16 protein-coding genes and 1 tRNA gene are annotated in these 15,845 nt (G+C 35.0%); 4 read left to right on the forward strand and 13 right to left on the reverse strand.

From position 1 onward, the window contains the following. The 3 genes from C1634_RS17210 to C1634_RS17220 all read right to left on the reverse strand — a co-directional run bounded on the left by C1634_RS17210 (window position 1) and on the right by C1634_RS17220 (window position 3,503). On the reverse strand, window positions 1-2,118 hold the full coding sequence (locus C1634_RS17210) for a reverse transcriptase domain-containing protein (RefSeq protein ID WP_109738819.1): 2,118 nt from the start codon (window positions 2,116-2,118) through the stop codon (window positions 1-3). Between the two features lie 444 nt (window positions 2,119-2,562). Then, window positions 2,563-2,642: transfer RNA gene (locus C1634_RS17215), tRNA-Leu, on the reverse strand. Between the two features lie 93 nt (window positions 2,643-2,735). After that, entirely contained in the window at window positions 2,736-3,503 is a 768-nt protein-coding gene (locus C1634_RS17220; RefSeq protein WP_103235628.1) for an MBL fold metallo-hydrolase, read from the reverse strand. Window positions 3,504-3,557: 54 nt separating this feature from the next. Between C1634_RS17220 and C1634_RS17225 the strand changes: the two genes are divergently transcribed. Then, on the forward strand, window positions 3,558-4,985 hold the full coding sequence (locus C1634_RS17225) for a nicotinate-nucleotide adenylyltransferase (RefSeq protein WP_109738820.1): 1,428 nt from the start codon (window positions 3,558-3,560) through the stop codon (window positions 4,983-4,985). A gap of 12 nt (window positions 4,986-4,997) precedes the next feature. Beyond that, window positions 4,998-5,447: a GAF domain-containing protein gene (locus C1634_RS17230; protein ID WP_103235133.1), complete on the forward strand. Its 450-nt coding sequence runs from the start codon at window positions 4,998-5,000 to the stop codon at window positions 5,445-5,447. Window positions 5,448-5,558: 111 nt separating this feature from the next. Here the strand turns inward: C1634_RS17230 and C1634_RS17235 are convergent, their stop codons facing one another. The 8 genes from C1634_RS17235 to C1634_RS17250 all read right to left on the reverse strand — a co-directional run bounded on the left by C1634_RS17235 (window position 5,559) and on the right by C1634_RS17250 (window position 10,350). Next, the gene (locus tag C1634_RS17235; RefSeq protein ID WP_103235132.1) at window positions 5,559-6,026 is read right to left on the reverse strand and encodes a cupin domain-containing protein; all 468 of its coding nucleotides are present in this window, start codon (window positions 6,024-6,026) and stop codon (window positions 5,559-5,561) included. A 241-nt stretch (window positions 6,027-6,267) separates the two neighbouring features. Next, window positions 6,268-7,005, reverse strand: coding sequence for an ABC transporter substrate-binding protein (locus tag C1634_RS17240; protein ID WP_103235131.1), 738 nt, complete (start codon window positions 7,003-7,005; stop codon window positions 6,268-6,270). 26 nt (window positions 7,006-7,031) lie between these two features. Next, window positions 7,032-8,354: a magnesium transporter gene (mgtE, locus tag C1634_RS17245; RefSeq protein ID WP_103235130.1), complete on the reverse strand. Its 1,323-nt coding sequence runs from the start codon at window positions 8,352-8,354 to the stop codon at window positions 7,032-7,034. 165 nt (window positions 8,355-8,519) lie between these two features. After that, window positions 8,520-8,681 (reverse strand): hypothetical protein, encoded by a 162-nt coding sequence (locus C1634_RS26090; protein WP_153816331.1) that lies wholly within the window; start codon window positions 8,679-8,681, stop codon window positions 8,520-8,522. A 19-nt stretch (window positions 8,682-8,700) separates the two neighbouring features. Continuing rightward, a complete protein-coding gene (locus C1634_RS26585; protein ID WP_449397340.1) occupies window positions 8,701-8,850 on the reverse strand; it encodes a bacteriocin-like protein in 150 nt (49 codons plus the stop codon). Between the two features lie 148 nt (window positions 8,851-8,998). After that, window positions 8,999-9,145 (reverse strand): bacteriocin-like protein, encoded by a 147-nt coding sequence (locus tag C1634_RS26590; RefSeq protein ID WP_410494243.1) that lies wholly within the window; start codon window positions 9,143-9,145, stop codon window positions 8,999-9,001. Between the two features lie 30 nt (window positions 9,146-9,175). After that, window positions 9,176-9,316, reverse strand: a complete 141-nt coding sequence (locus tag C1634_RS26100) for a bacteriocin-like protein (RefSeq protein ID WP_165835350.1) — start codon at window positions 9,314-9,316, stop codon at window positions 9,176-9,178. A 485-nt stretch (window positions 9,317-9,801) separates the two neighbouring features. Continuing rightward, on the reverse strand, window positions 9,802-10,350 hold the full coding sequence (locus C1634_RS17250; protein WP_103235545.1) for a pyruvate decarboxylase: 549 nt from the start codon (window positions 10,348-10,350) through the stop codon (window positions 9,802-9,804). Between the two features lie 173 nt (window positions 10,351-10,523). On the opposite strand from C1634_RS17250, the gene rpsO reads away from it, so the two are divergent. Then, on the forward strand, window positions 10,524-10,793 hold the full coding sequence (gene rpsO / locus C1634_RS17255) for a 30S ribosomal protein S15 (protein WP_034692246.1): 270 nt from the start codon (window positions 10,524-10,526) through the stop codon (window positions 10,791-10,793). A gap of 296 nt (window positions 10,794-11,089) precedes the next feature. On the opposite strand, the gene C1634_RS17260 is transcribed toward rpsO, so the two are convergent. Both C1634_RS17260 and C1634_RS17265 read right to left on the reverse strand, forming a co-directional pair. Continuing rightward, window positions 11,090-11,455, reverse strand: coding sequence for a DUF4260 domain-containing protein (locus C1634_RS17260; RefSeq protein ID WP_109738821.1), 366 nt, complete (start codon window positions 11,453-11,455; stop codon window positions 11,090-11,092). Window positions 11,456-11,564: 109 nt separating this feature from the next. Then, on the reverse strand, window positions 11,565-12,986 hold the full coding sequence (locus C1634_RS17265; RefSeq protein ID WP_228410100.1) for a sugar MFS transporter: 1,422 nt from the start codon (window positions 12,984-12,986) through the stop codon (window positions 11,565-11,567). 439 nt (window positions 12,987-13,425) lie between these two features. Here C1634_RS17265 and C1634_RS17270 point away from each other — a divergent pair, with 439 nt between their 5' ends. Beyond that, on the forward strand, window positions 13,426-15,720 hold the full coding sequence (locus C1634_RS17270; RefSeq protein WP_103234447.1) for a polyribonucleotide nucleotidyltransferase: 2,295 nt from the start codon (window positions 13,426-13,428) through the stop codon (window positions 15,718-15,720). The last annotated feature ends 125 nt before the right edge of the window (window positions 15,721-15,845 follow it).

The raw sequence follows: 15,845 nt of genomic DNA on the forward strand, positions 1-15,845 counted from the left end.
TTATTTATAAAACTTAAATACGTGTTTAAACCCCTTCACGTCATCTATTTTTTCATAAGGTAAAGTATCTTCATTGGAGTGTAAAAAATTTATCCGAGTAGGGCCCTCTTTAAATTCTGATTCCACACTCCATTCACAAAGATTTAATAAGTGCATTTTTATTGTTCCAAAATCTCCACTTTGCAAACTTAGTTTTTTATCCTTGTAAGATTTTCCTTTAGCAGTAGAATTGTGATGCATAATTTCTAGAATGTAGCTATCGGATTTTTCTTTTATAACATAACTTACAATCTTATGCTCGGGTCTTTTCTGAATATTTTCAAAAACTAATGTTAATGCTTTACTAAAATAATCTACATCTGTAAAGAAGTTTGTATTTTCTAAATCTTTCGCCTCTTTTATTTCGAAACCATTTAAATGCATGTCATGTTTTTCTAGAAGGAGGTTTAGTAATATTGAATTTTCATCCCTAATTTCTATTTCATTTTTAAAAATATCAATTACCTGCTTAAATTTTTGAATTGTTTGATTACCAGTATTGGTCTTTAAAATAAATTGTGCATTTTTTGGTAAGATACAATTTTCAGGTTTTATAATATTATTCTCCATTTCTTTTAAAAGTTCCGGTGAACTCCATCCAAATTTAATTCGATGAATACCCCAACCTTTTTCAGCAACCTTTTCATTAAAAAGAAAAGAAAATATTTTCGCATGTAACTCCTTCTTAAGCATTTTCAATTGTTCACTCGCAGGATAAAATTCACTGCGTGCTTTCTTAATAAAATCAGCTAAATCTTTGAAAATATCTTCATTTTGCCCCGAATCCCAATTATGTGTTGAATATTTTAGTGCGCTATTGTTTAAAGTAAATTTATTTAATATTTTAACAACCTCTTTCGGTGTGTGTATGATTGGTAGTATATAAACTTTATCATTTTCTGTAGTCGGTAAAATTTTAGATAAAATTATCCTTTCAGATTGTTCTTGTAAAACTTTCTTTTCTGATGAGTTTAATAAGTCAAACCGATTACTTAATTTTATATATGTAGAATTATCGGACCCTTTAATCATTTTTAGATAATTCAATTTTCCTCTTAAAATAATATAGAGATCAGGTATGTTATCTTTTGGATTAATTTTATTTTTTAAGTATGGATTAATAAAAAATTTAGAAGCATATTCGTATCCATGCTTTTCCCATATATATAACCAATGTCTAATCTGTTTAACATATTTACTATGAACATTCGGCTTAACATTTACAACCAAACCTGTTACTTCTTGTCGGTAGCCTCTTTTTTGTAAATGTGTTTTTGAATCTTTAATGTCAAATCTTTCTGATTTAATAATTCTTTTTATTTCAGTTAGAAACTCTCCATTATTGTGATAAACATTATGGTCAGAACTAAAAGTAATATCATCAGCATATCTTGTATAACGTAATGAAAATCTTTTTGCCACTGCCGATAGATAAAAATCCAACTTTTGACAAATAATATTAATCAATGTAGGAGAGGTAGGAGCACCTTGTGGAACAACATTTTTTATAACTTTTTCCCACTTATTATTAATTGCGTCGAATCGCTCAACTTCCATTTCATGGCAACATAAAGATGCAATGATATTAGCAATTTCTAAATTTCCGTTTTGCTCATTTAAGTTGAATGGTGGAACCTTTAATCTACCCCAAATTCTGGCTTGATCAATACTTGAAAAAAAGTCTTTTAAATCAAGATTAAAGACATAATTTTTTCCTGAATGCACAATTCCGTTGTCAACTATGGATTTGCCAATTACAAATCCAGTTGCTGCAGGATTTACCTCATAAATACTTTGAAAAATTACATTTATACATTTTTGTATAGCTTTTAAGCCTGGTGCCGGAGAATGTATTATTCTATCCTCACCTGATTTCTTTTTGATTATAAATTTAGTATACCTATTTTGTTTACTTTTTGTATTAATATAGTAGTTTAAATTCTTAATTTCAAAAGCATGAATTTTTTCTCCATAAATCTTTCCTTTTACAAAATTAAGTAATGATAAAAAATCATTTTTACTTTTCATTTTATGAAAAGTTGTATTTATATGATTTATTGTAGCCTGATCTAGTTTCATTGATTGAAAATGTTCCGAAGCCCGCTGTATTTTCTTTGTTTATGAAATCATTTCAAGAAAAATCATAACATAAATTAAATATAAAATATATAAAAAATAGTAATAGTCAAAAATCGTAAAGAGAAATAACTATCTAACTTTTAGCCCCAAAGTTACTTTGGGACTGCCAACCGAATACAGCAGGCGAAATCAAAATCTTAAGCGGTCTTCTGGAACAGATGCAAATTAATAAAATTAATTTATAATGAATATTTATTTTTTGAGATTAGTCTAAAATTTTATATATATATATACGCAATTTATATGATCTTAAATGTAGGTGATAATTTCAATTCGAATACTAAATCATTAATTTGGTTATTACTTCATGTATAAACTAGCCACCCTTTTGACCATCCTAAAAAGAAAAACCTCTGAAAATCAAATGATTTCAGAGGCTTTTTGTACCCAGGACCGGGATCGAACCGGTACTCCTAAGAACTGGTGTTTGAGACCAGCGCGTCTACCAATTCCGCCACCTGGGCTTGATGTTGAATCCAAACGTGATGTTTGTTTCAAATTGGTGTGCAAATATATAAACTTTTTTCAATGTTCAAAAGCTTTTTGAAGAATTTTTTTTAAAAATTTAGTTCCAAACCATCGTAGGCAAGGTGCATTCCGGAAGGAAGCTCCTTATCTTCAACATCATGCAACCCTAAATGATGGCTGATGTGAGTAAGGAATAATTGCTTAGGTTTTAGTTCCTCAAACAGCCTGATCACATCCGGAAGGATAAAATGGGCAGGGTGAGGATCAAATTTCCTGATGCAGTTTAATATCAGAACATCCAGATTCTTCAGTTTTTCCTTTTCCGTTTCTGAAATAAAGCCGGCATCTGTGATGTAAGCAAGGTTTTTAAACTTATATCCGAAAACGGTAATTTTATAATGAATTACCTCCACAGGAGTGATTTCTGTATTCAGAACCTGAAACGGTTTGTTTTCAATTTCATGAAGCTCAAAAGCTGGCGCTCCGGGATATCTTACATCAGCAAAGGCGTAAGGAAATCGGTTTTTTATTTCATGAGCAACTCTTGAATAGCAGTAGAGTGGAACATCTTTTCCACTTTTAAAAATTAATGGACGCATGTCATCCAAGCCGATCACATGATCATTATGTTCATGAGTAATCAACGCAATATCTACGTTATGTTCGTGGTTGGTAAGCATTTGCTGTCTGAAATCCGGACCACAGTCGATCAGTATTTTTTTATTTTCTTCCGTAGTTATCATCACGGAAGAGCGCAAACGTTTGTCTTTTGGATTTTCGGAAGTACACACTTCACATGTACAGCCTATAACGGGTACACCCTGAGAAGTACCAGTTCCTAAAAATTTCAACTTCATTTTCTTTTGAGGTTGGTTTAATTTTGGTAAATTTACGAAAAATTTCACGTCCTAATGTATCAGAAACTAACTCCTAAACAAAAAGCATTAACAATTAATCTAGATCCTGCTATTTATGGTACTTTCGCAGAAATTGGAGCAGGGCAGGAGACTGTTCGCCACTTTTTTAGAGCAGGGGGAGCTTCCGGTACGATTGCAAAGGCAATGTCTGCCTATGACAAGGATTTTAGTGATGCCATCTACGGAAAAGAAGTAAAAAACAGGTACGTTACCCAAAACAGACTTCGCAAAATGCTTCGATATGAAGTCGCTTTGATTGAAGAGAGAATTTCCAGAGATAATAATCCTGATAGAAAATTCTTTTCTTACGCGAATACGGTAACCACCATCAATTTTGACAAAACTGTAAAAGGCCACGGCTGGGTAGGAATTCGTTTTCAGACCAAAGAAAATGAAGATTACAATGAGATTGTGATCCACGTAAAATTCAAAGAAAATGATGCTACTCTTCAACAGGAAACTTTAGGAAACCTTGGGGTAAACCTTATTTTCGGGGCTTTCAATTACTTTGACAATCCAAGAACTTTAGTAGAATCTCTATACGACGATATTGCAAAAGACAACCTTGAAATTGATATGATAGACTTCAGCGGACCTGCTTTTGCCTATGTTGATAACAGATTGATGTCCCTTCAATTGGTGAAAAATGGAATGACCGATGCGGTGATCTTCAATTCAGAGGGGAATAATATGCTTCCGGCAGATGTTTTGTACAAGAAAAATATTTTCGCGGTAAGAGGAAGTTTCAGACCAGTAACGAAAGTAAATATTGATATGCTTAAAAACGGTATGGATATGTTTTTCAAAGATGCAATCTGTACCCATGAAGAAACAGAAGTCCTTATCGAAATCACGATTTCCAATCTGAGAGCAGACGGAGACATTGATGAAAGGGATTTCCTGGATAGAGTAGATATTTTGGGTAAGTTGGGATATACAGTTATTATTTCAAATTTCTCTGAATACTACAGACTGATCGATTATTTCGCTTCTTACACAAGTGGAGATATCGGAGTTGCAATGGGTGTAAATAACCTATTGATGGTGTTTGACGAGAAATATTATAAAAACATGTCAGGAGGAATTCTTGAAGCATTCGGGAAGTTTTTCAGAAACGGAATGAGAGTGTATTTGTATCCTTATAAAGATCCTGAAACGCACCAATTATTGGACTCTTCAAACCTGAAAGTAGAAGAAAATCTGAAAGAATTATACAAATATTTCAAACACAACAATCGTATTGTAGATATTACGAACTATAATCCGGAGTTCCTGGAAATTTACTCCAGAGAAATACTGAGAAAAATAGCATGTTGTGTGAAAGGCTGGGAAAGCCAGGTTCCGGAAGGAGTTGCAGAAATGATCAAAGAGCGCGGAATGTTTGGATATAAAGAAGAACTTTCGTTAAAACAATTCTCTTAAAAAATATATACAATGTCAGAATTAAAGAAAAGACTTTCCTCAATTCTTGAAAGTCCTAAGCATAATACAGAAGAAAAACTTGAAAAAGTATGCCACCTTTTGGACCAAGAGATTTCTTACTTCAACTGGACAGGTTTCTATTTCAAAAATGGAGATAAAGAGGAGCTGATCTTAGGGCCTTATGTAGGAGCTCCTACCGATCATACCATTATTCCTTACGGAAAAGGAATTTGCGGTCAGGTTGCGGTTTCCAATGAAACATTCGTAGTTCCTGATGTGCATGAAGAAAGCAACTACTTAAGCTGTTCAATCGATACGAAAGCAGAAATAGTGGTTCCTATTTTTAAAGACGGAATAAATATTGGTCAAATTGATATCGATTCTCATACAGTTGACCCATTCACCAGCGAAGATCGTGAATTGCTGGAATGGCTTTGTAAGGAAGTTTCCAAGATTTTGTAATTGAATTTCAATACGAATATAATATAGACTCCGGCTTTTATAGTCGGAGTTTTTTTAGAGTATTGAAGCAGAATGTTGAGTTAGAAATTTCCAGCCTTACCCCTTCATAGATTATGAATAATAAGTTGTAATAACAAACATAATTAAAGGCTCGTTTCCTGTATTTTCAATAGAATGATAGCCTATGGAATTGATGGCTGTAATATCCCCTTTCTGAAGAATTTTCTTTCGTATTGGTCCTTCAGTTCCGGTTCTTTCACGATATTCTCCGGTTCCATGCATGACGACGTACAATTCTTGCTCATTTCTTTGATTGTGCGTGTGAAATCCGGATTCATCACCTTTATTCAATAAAACCATATACGCAGCCAGACGGTTATTAGCCAGTTCCTTCTGATCAAACATCTGTATCATATATACGGTTCCGTTTCCGCCATACATATTTTCACGTCTATCTATTTGTGTTATGGTCCGTTCATTCTTTTCAAACGCCATTACATAAAGGTGAATATATTTTGAGACTTCTTGTATAACGTGATCAAACTCTGCTCCCTCAGATAGTATAACCGTATCAGCCATGTGTATTAAATATTTAATGGATAAATAGTACAGATCAATGTACCAGAAATTTTACTATACAAAATTAACGATTTTTGTGACAGAGACGCTATATAATGGCAGCATTTACCATTCCATAGAATTTAAGCGATTCTTATTTGTGATTTGAAACCGAAGATTTTCAAAAACGTAAATGTATTTTTCAAGCATTGAGAAGCAACTTGAATATAATTAGGTTGTTATAAGCTTTTGTGTCTAAAAATCAGAACTGCATACGGTGTACTTCTGCCAGCAATTCTTTAAAGTAGTTCTCACATTTCGCAATATGCGTTCCATACCAGGAAAATGCCTCACCATCTACGATCATGATGTTTTTGTCAGGATAGGAAGCCTGCAGTTCTTCAATATGTTTTTCTTTAAATGGGAAGGGTTCGGAAGAAAGCATAATTACATCGGCATCCGCCAGATCTTCAGTGGTAATTTGAGGATAACGGGTTTTATCTTTAAAAATATTCTCGAAACCAATTTCTGACAAAATCTTATGAATAAAGGTATCTGAGCCAATTGTCATATAAGGGTTGTTCCAGATAAGATAAGCCGCTTTAATAGGCGTATCCAGTTTTGCCTGATTCAGGATATCATAAATTTTGAGATTGAAAAGTTGTGCTCTGTCTTCCTTTCCGAGAAGTTTTCCGAGATTTTTAAGCAGATAATAATTGTCTTCAATCGTTTCCACATTGGTTACCATTACCTTAAATTCATCCATTAAAGCTTCCACCTGATCTTTTACATTTTCTTCCTTATTGGCAAGAATAAGATCCGGTTGCAGTGCTTTGATTTTCTCGATATTGATGTTTTTGGTCCCACCGATTACAGGTACATTTTTTATTTTATCCTGAGGATGAATACAGAATTTTGTTCTCCCGATGACTTCATTTTCAGTAAGTCCAAGGTCAAATAATGCCTCAGTAATAGAGGGTACAAGTGAAACGATTTTCATATTGGCATGTTAGATGATGCCTAAAATTACAAAAGTTTTCCCGTTAAGAAAAGTCCGGCTACAGAAAAGTAAATGATAAGTCCCGTAACGTCTACAAGAGTGGCTACAAAAGGAGCAGATGAAGTAGCAGGGTCTAGTTTTAATTTCTTTAAGATAAATGGAACCATTGATCCTGAAAGAGTTCCCCAGAGTACGATCAATACTAAAGAAACGGCTACACTTAGTCCTACATAAACCCAGTGAGCACCGTAACTGAAGAAGCCTGCCTCATGCCAGACCATGATTCTTAAGAAACCGATAATTCCCAAAATTCCTCCTAAAAACAATCCGGTGAAGATTTCTTTTTTCATGACATACCACCAGTCTTTTAAACCGATTTCTTGAAGTGCCATTGCTCTAATAATAAGTGTTGCGGCCTGTGAACCTGAGTTTCCACCACTGGAAATAATTAATGGAACAAATAGTGCCAGCACCACTGCTTTTTGGATTTCGTCTTCGAAATATCCCATGGCTGATGCGGTGAGCATTTCGGAAAAGAATAATATAATCAGCCACATTCCTCTCTTCTTTACCATTTCGATAAGAGAAGTCTGGGTATACGGTAAATCTAAGGCTTCAAGACCCCCGAATTTCTGAATGTCTTCGGTGTTTTGCTGTTCAATCTGGTCAAGGATATCATCAATAGTTACAATCCCTACAAGAACTCCCGATTCCGTAATAATAGGAAGCGCTGAACGGTCATATTTTTCAAAATAAGTAACGGCATCTTCTTTGGAAGTCATCGTGGTGATCGCCACAAAATGGTTGTCCATAAGATCGGACACTAAAGTATCTTCTTCGGCCAAGAGTAAACTTCCTACAGCTAAATCATCAATCAGACGGTTTCTTTCATCCACCACATACAGATAGTTCATGGTTTCCACTCTTTTTCCTACCTTTTTGATTTGCTGAAGACATCTTTTTACCGTCCATTCCTTACGGATCTGGATATAATAAGGCGTCATCAGACGGGCAATAGAATCAGAGTTGTAGCCAAGAAGCTTTAAAGCAATTCTTCTTTCCTGCGGATTAAGATGATTGATGGAATACTTGATAAGCTCATCCGGAAAATCCTCAAAAAGAGCAGTCCTGTCATCCGGAGTCATTGCATTCAGAATTTCAGAAACTTCATCGCTTCCAATACTTCTGATGGTATCTTCCTGGAAATCAGGATCAAGGTGTGAAAAAACTTCTGCTTTGTACTCTTTCGGAACCTTCAGGAACGCGAGCAGCCTCTCGTCAGCATGAAGTTCGCTGAGAGTTTCGGCAATATCGGCAGGGTTAAAGATAAGTTCGTCTCTAGAATTCAAAACGTGAAATTTTTGGATATGCAAAAATAATTCAAATTTTTAAGACTAAGCCATAAACTGGGAAATTTAAGGATTAATTAAAGTTTAGTCCTTCAGTATAAGGCCAAAAAAACACCCACCGAAGCGGATGTTCAAAAAATTAAATTTTAAAATTCCAATATACTTTTAAATGGGTTCACATTCTGAAGTAGGAATGAATACACAGACGTTATTGGTGCAGCATAGATATGGACCGCAATCTGCATTGCTGCCGCATTTCTTTATTCCGCCCCCGTTAATTCCTTTTTGTTCCTGTCTGTTTAGCTTTTTAAGATTTGAGTTTCTCATAATGATCAATATATTAAGATTATGGTTCTATCATACAATCATGATCAATACATTCTCCGTTACAGCAATATCCAACGGAGCAAGGTCTTGTTATGCTGCATCTGAATGGTCTCATACCTCCATTAATTTGTTTGGCAGATTCTCTGCTGAGTTTCTTTAAATGTTTCATATAATTTAGATTTAATGTTGAACTAAAATAATAAATATTTCTATATTACTCATCGTTTGGTGAAAATATTTTACTTTAAATTGATGTTTTATTTAAAAATTAAATAAAAAACACCTATTAGAAATAGGTGTCTGTAATAATCCATATATTATTCCAAAGGACAAGGATTTAAAACGCATATGTTATGGCAGCATGATCCGCCCGGACATTGGTAATGTTCTGTACATTTTTTGAAAGGCCCACTGCCTTTGATTTCCTTTTGCGCTTGTCTACTGATTTTTTTTAGATTTTTCATGTGATTTTATTTTATAGTTGAGTGTTAAGTTTATTCAAGACAGATAAATGGTGAACAAATCCCATTACAGCACCATCCTACAGAACATGGATTGATATCACTGCATCTTTCAAAAGATCCGCCGTTAATTTGCTTTGCTTTTTCTCTACTGAGTTTCTTTAGATTTTTCATATGATTTAGTTTTAATGGTACACTAAAATAGTAAAAAATATTTAATAATTCCTTATTTGGTGAAAATATTTAACTATCAGTCAGTTGTTTATAGCGTTTTTTAATGCAAAAAGCACCTGTTTATAAATAAAACAAGCGCTCAAATATTTAACATGAAAATTGTTGTAATTCAGGTAATGGATCATTTGCACATACTCTATGAGAATATGATCCGCCCGGATATTCTAAAGAATTGATATTTTTGAAAACGAATGATACTTCTTCTCAGCCTCTTTAAATTAGAATTCTTCTAACGAGATAAATTTAATTATGAAACTAAGCTAATAAAAGCTTTTACATTATCAATTAATGGGTATATATTCTACAGGAAGTAGTCTATGAATGAATTATGAATTAACCTGGTATGTTCATCGCAAAATTCACGATTCATTTGCGAAGTAAAATTGACCATTGGTAATCAAAGGTCCTATATTCCAACTTTAAAATTAAAGCTCAGCTTCTGTTGGCTTCAGTTTTCTCAGTTTTTTAATGATTCCTTTTATAGCTCCTTCAGTTCCTATTTTAACAGAATTTACTGTAGATCCCAGTAAACGCATATTTTTTCTATAGGTATCATGATCTGTTTCAGTCACAAGATTTCCGTCAGCACCAAAAAGTTTCATGCTGACCACTACCTGATTGGAGAAAACGTATTTTCCAAAACCTACTTTGAAGTATCTTACTTTGGAAACAATAGCAAAATCTGCATCGTTATTGAGGCAGTAATCTACAATGGTCTGTTTGTCTATGCTGTCAAAGGGAACCTGAACTTCTGCCCGGAGCATTTTATTTCTTCTGCTGCTGAAATTATCAGTAATAACATCAAAGAATGCCGTGTTGGTAGGATCTTTTATCTCGTCAACATCAGGTTCTACCTCGGGATTAAAGTAGAGAACTTTTTTTATTTTATCATCAGCAGATTTCTGAGCTTTTACCGAAGTAACGCCGATCAATAGAAAACTAGCAATTGCTGTAAAGAATATAATTTTTTTCATTTGTAATTCGAATGCAAAATTACTGCCTTTTCGTTGGATAGCATATAATTTATTAAGAAATTTTTAACATTTTTTTCTATCAATTTTGATTTATGAAATCAATAATGTTTGCAGAATCAAAAAATAGTCGTAATTTTGCACCCGTTACATAATAATCATTAAACAATATTGGAATGTACTTAACAACAGACAAAAAGCAGGAAATTTTCGCAAAACACGGAAAATCTGCACAAGACACAGGAAGTGCTGAAGGACAAATCGCTCTTTTCACTTTCAGAATCAATCACTTATCTCAACACCTAAAGGCTAACCGTCACGATTTCAACACAGAGAGATCTCTAGTGAAATTGGTAGGTAAGAGAAAAAGTTTATTAGATTACCTTAAAAACAAGGATATCGCAAGATATAGAGCAATTATTGCTGAACTAGGTTTAAGAAAATAATCTATAAAGATTTTCAAAATAAAAAGCAACTTCGAAAGAGGTTGCTTTTTTGTTTTTGCAGTATTGGGAATTTTTAACCACAAAAGGAACAAAAGTTTTTTTAGAAACAACTAAACACTTGAGAAGAGCACTTAAGTTCTTAAAAGTCTTTGATTTTCATGTGATAATAAAAGAATAGTATTGATGGGAATTACAATTGTGACAATACTCGAACTGAAGGAGCGAAAATTCCCCTCTTCCGGAGGGGTGGCGAAAATTCAAAGAATTTTTGACGGGGTGGTTTTAACATCCTGCAATTATAACTTCTCCACCTTCTTCCCAATCTTCCCCAAATGCGTATTCTGAAAACTATCCGGATATTTCAATCCATAGCCTAATATTCTGTCAAAAGCAGAATGAGAAAATAATATTGCTCCAACCATTTGTAAATAGGGTAGAGACAAGGCTGTTCCGGCAAGATAAACGAGAATAGCTACTCCAAAATGATGGAAGACATTATAGGAAACAGCCCCAATTTTATTATTGACCGTATATCCCAACATGGAAATGTCAGGAGCCAGAAAAAGTCCTGCAAACCACCACCATGAATATTCTGTTTGGGCAAAAGCATATATTCCTAACAATAGAAATGCTGCGTATTCAAGCTTTAATTGTGTTTTCATTGTAATTGTGCTGGTCTATCCTTATTTTAATAGAAAGTTACATTATAAGATCGAAAAAAAGCGGAATATTTTGAGATATTCCGCTTTGTATATTTTAACCTAATATATTTTAATGTCCTGATTTGGCTTCCGTGCTTTCCACATGACCGAGATATTTGGTACAGTAAGCACCAAAGATCAGAATCACCAGATAACAGAATACAGGAATGATAAATGAATGCTGTACTCCAAACTGGTCCGCAAGATATCCCTGGAAAATAGGAACGATAGCCCCTCCTAAAATCGCCATTACCACTAAGGAAGATCCCTGGCTGGTATATTTCCCCAGTCCTGAAATCGCTAATGTATAAATATTCGAGAACATAATTGAGTTGAAAATTCCGATTCCCAGAATACTGTACATAGCCAGTTCACCTTGATTTACCATAGCAGAAATCAATAATACAACATTGACAGCTGCAAAGATTGACAGCGTTCTCGCCGGAGCCGATTTACCAATGAAAAAGGCAATGAAATTAAGAACAATGAATACAAGGAAAAAGCTGATCTGAGAAAAGGTAAGATTCACAATACTGAAGATCACAAGAAAAACAGCTCCCGCTGCACCCAGCATATAAAGAGCCTTTTTACTCTGGCTTAAAGATTGGTTTAAAGAGATTGCTCCAAGAAAACGGCCGATCATGGCCCCACCCCAGTAAAGAGAAAGATAATTCTTACTGATGATTTCATTAAAGCCCATAATCTGGGGCTGCTCAAGGAAACTGATGATAAAACTTCCCACAGCAACTTCTCCACCTACATAGCAGAACATCGCAAATACTCCAAATTTCAGATGGCTGAACTCAAGAGCTCCCCAGCCTTTTACCACTTCCTCTTCACCCATCTGGAATGAAGGAAGCTTCACTCTGGAAATCAATAAAGCGACCAATAAAAGAATACCTGCAAAAATTAAGTAAGGAATTCTTGTCGCTACTGCACTGAATGATCCGTCCGGAGAAGAGAAGAATTCAAAAATAAGATGTCCTCCCAACACTGGAGCAATGGTTGTTCCGAATGCATTGAACGCCTGGGTCATATTCAATCGGCTGGATGCGGATTCTTCACTTCCCAGCAATGAAACATAGGCATTGGCTGTAATCTGCAGTACCGTAAAGCCGAGTCCTAAAATAAATAAAGCCCCCAAAAACAAAGGATAATAAGAAAAAGTAGCTGCCGGGTAAAATAAGACACAGCCAAAAGCGGCAAGGAAAATTCCGAACAGGATTCCTTTTTTATACCCTAATTTATTGATGGGATCTCCTTTCGTAATGGAAATCATAAAATAAATCAGAGATCCGATAAAGTAAGCTCCGAAAAAGCAGAACTGTACCAGCATGGACTCGAAAAAGGTAAGATTGAAAAGTTGCTTCAGATAGGGGATCAGGATGTCATTCATACAGGTGATGAATCCCCACATAAAAAAAAGCAGGGTGATGGTAATCAACGGAACCGTATAATTCCTGCTTTGCGGTTGTACTTCTTTATTAGTCATAAACATTTATTTATCTGTATAAGGATAGGTCCTTAACTTTTTTCCTACAGCATTGTAATTGGTGAAGTAGGGCAAATATAGGAATCCGCCTATATTTTTGCAATAATTTTAATCGTTTTTATAATGAAATGGATATCTTTTTTCTAATCAGATTGTTATTTTCACTTTTTGAGACAATAATACAAAAACAACAGGATTTTTCCATGCATTATTTTTAAAAAAATACTTTTTTATTTTCATGAATAATGAATAAGTTGAGATTACTGATACACATTTTTGAATCTTTCATCAATTGATAGCCAATTTTTTGTATTTTCAGAGCCTATTAATGCAATTGAAAAATTTAATATATCATTATTATATAGTACCTTTGCACACGAAATTTAAAGAGTTTAAATATTAATTCATACTCAATACGGAGTATTAAGAAGACAAATTTATGAGTATACCTCAAGCGTTTACAGAGCTGATTACTCTTGCTGATGGCAGAGAAATCACTATTGAAACAGGGAAGTTGGCCAAGCAGGCTGATGGATCTGTGGTAGTAAAAATGGGTGGAACAATGCTTTTAGCAACTGTTGTAGCCAATAAAGAAGCAAATCCTGGTGTAGATTTTTTACCATTAACAGTAGATTATAGAGAAAAATTCTATGCAGGTGGAAGAATTCCTGGAAACTTCTTCCGTAGAGAAGCAAGACCTTCAGATCAGGAAATTTTAACAATGAGATTAGTAGACAGAGTATTACGTCCACTTTTCCCTGAAGATTTCCACGCTGAAGTACAGGTAATGATTTCTTTAATTTCTTATGACGGAGAAACGATTCCTGATGATTTAGCAGGTTTAGCAGCTTCTGCAGCTATTGCAATTACTGATATCCCTTTCAATGGACCAATGTCTGAGGTAAGAGTAGTAAGATTTGACGGACAACTTTCTGTTAACCCTAGCTACGAAGAATTGAAAAATTCTGAATTAGATATTATGGTTGGAGCTACTAAAGATTCAATCGTAATGGTAGAAGGAGAGATGAAGGAGATTTCTGAGCAGGAAATGTTAGAAGCGATCATCTTTGGTCATGCTGAAATTAAAAAGCAGATTGAAGCTCAGGAGAGATTAGCAGAAAAAGTAGGTAAGGCTTTCCCAAAAAGAGAGTACTCTCACGAAAACCACGACGAAGAAATTCGTGCAAAAGTTTGGAAAGAGACTTACGATAAAGTATATGAAGTAGCAAGAACTCCTTCTGGTAAAGAAGAGAGAGGAGAAAAATTCAAAGCACTTCGTGAAGAATTTTTAGCTCAATATGCTGAAGATGCAGAAGAATTGGAAAGAGTAACTCCTTTCGTAAAAGTATATTATCATGATGTAGAGAAAGAAGCGATGCGTCAGATGATCCTTGAAGACAATATCCGTCTTGACGGTCGTGATCCTCAGACGATCCGTCCGATCTGGTCAGAAATTGACTACCTTCCGGGAGCTCACGGTTCTGCAGTGTTTACAAGAGGTGAAACTCAGTCTTTAACAGCAGTAACTTTAGGTTCTGTGAAAGATGCAAACATGGTAGACAGCGTTATTTCTCAACACGACGAAAAATTCTTCTTACATTATAACTTCCCTCCTTTCTCAACGGGTGAAGCAAGACCTTTAAGAGGTACTTCAAGAAGAGAAGTAGGACACGGGAACCTTGCTCAAAGAGCATTACAGGCAGTTATTCCTGAAGAGAACCCATATACGATCAGAATTGTTTCTGATATCCTAGAATCAAACGGTTCGTCTTCAATGGCAACAGTTTGTGCAGGAACATTAGCATTAATGGATGCTGGGGTAAAGATTACAAAACCTGTTTCCGGTATTGCAATGGGATTGATCACGGATACAAAATCTGGAAAATTCACTGTACTTTCTGATATCTTAGGAGATGAAGATCACCTTGGAGATATGGACTTTAAAGTAACAGGTACTGCAGATGGTATCACTGCTTGTCAGATGGATATCAAAATTCAGGGTCTTTCTATGGATATCATGGAAAAAGCTTTGATGCAGGCTAGAGACGGAAGATTACACATCTTAAATAAAATCACTGAAACTATTTCTGAACCAAGAGCAGATGTGAAACCTCACGCTCCTAAAATGGTCGTAATGGAGATCTCTAAAGACTTCATTGGTGCTGTAATCGGACCTGGAGGAAAAATCATTCAGCAGATGCAGAAAGATACAGATACAGTGATTGCTATTGAAGAAGTAGGAGAGATCGGACGTATCGAGATTGCAGGAAAAGACAGAGAGAAAATCAATGCTGCTGTTGCAAAAATTAACGAGATTACTTTCGTACCGGTTGTAGGCGAAGTTTACAACGGAAAAGTTGTGAAAGTAATGGATTTCGGTGCTTTTGTTGCTATTGCTAAAGGTACAGAAGGACTTCTTCACATTTCTGAAATTGAGTGGGCTCGTCTTGACAAAGTTCCATATGCAGAAGGTGACGAAGTAGAAGTGAAGTTCATGGGTTACGATGACCGTAAGAAAATGAAACTTTCTCGTAAAGTTCTTTTACCAAGACCTGCAAGACCAGAAGGACAAAATAGACCAGAAGGACAAGGAAGACCAGAAGGTCAAAGAAGACCGGAAGGACAAGGAAGACCTGAGGGACAGAGAAGACCAGAAGGACAAAGAAGACCAGAAGGAGAAAAACCACAAGGAGAAAACCAAGTGGAAAACGAAACGCCTTCTAACGAAGCTTAATAAGATTCATTCATAAACATAAAAAATCCCTCAATTTGAGGGATTTTTGCTTTTTAGGTCATAAAGTTGGAGAACGCAAAGGTACAAAGGAATTTAAATATTATATTGAGTAAGATTTTCAGCAA

It is taken from the genome of Chryseobacterium viscerum (assembly GCF_002899945.2).
In the GTDB taxonomy this organism is placed as follows: Bacteria; Bacteroidota; Bacteroidia; order Flavobacteriales; family Weeksellaceae; genus Chryseobacterium; species Chryseobacterium viscerum.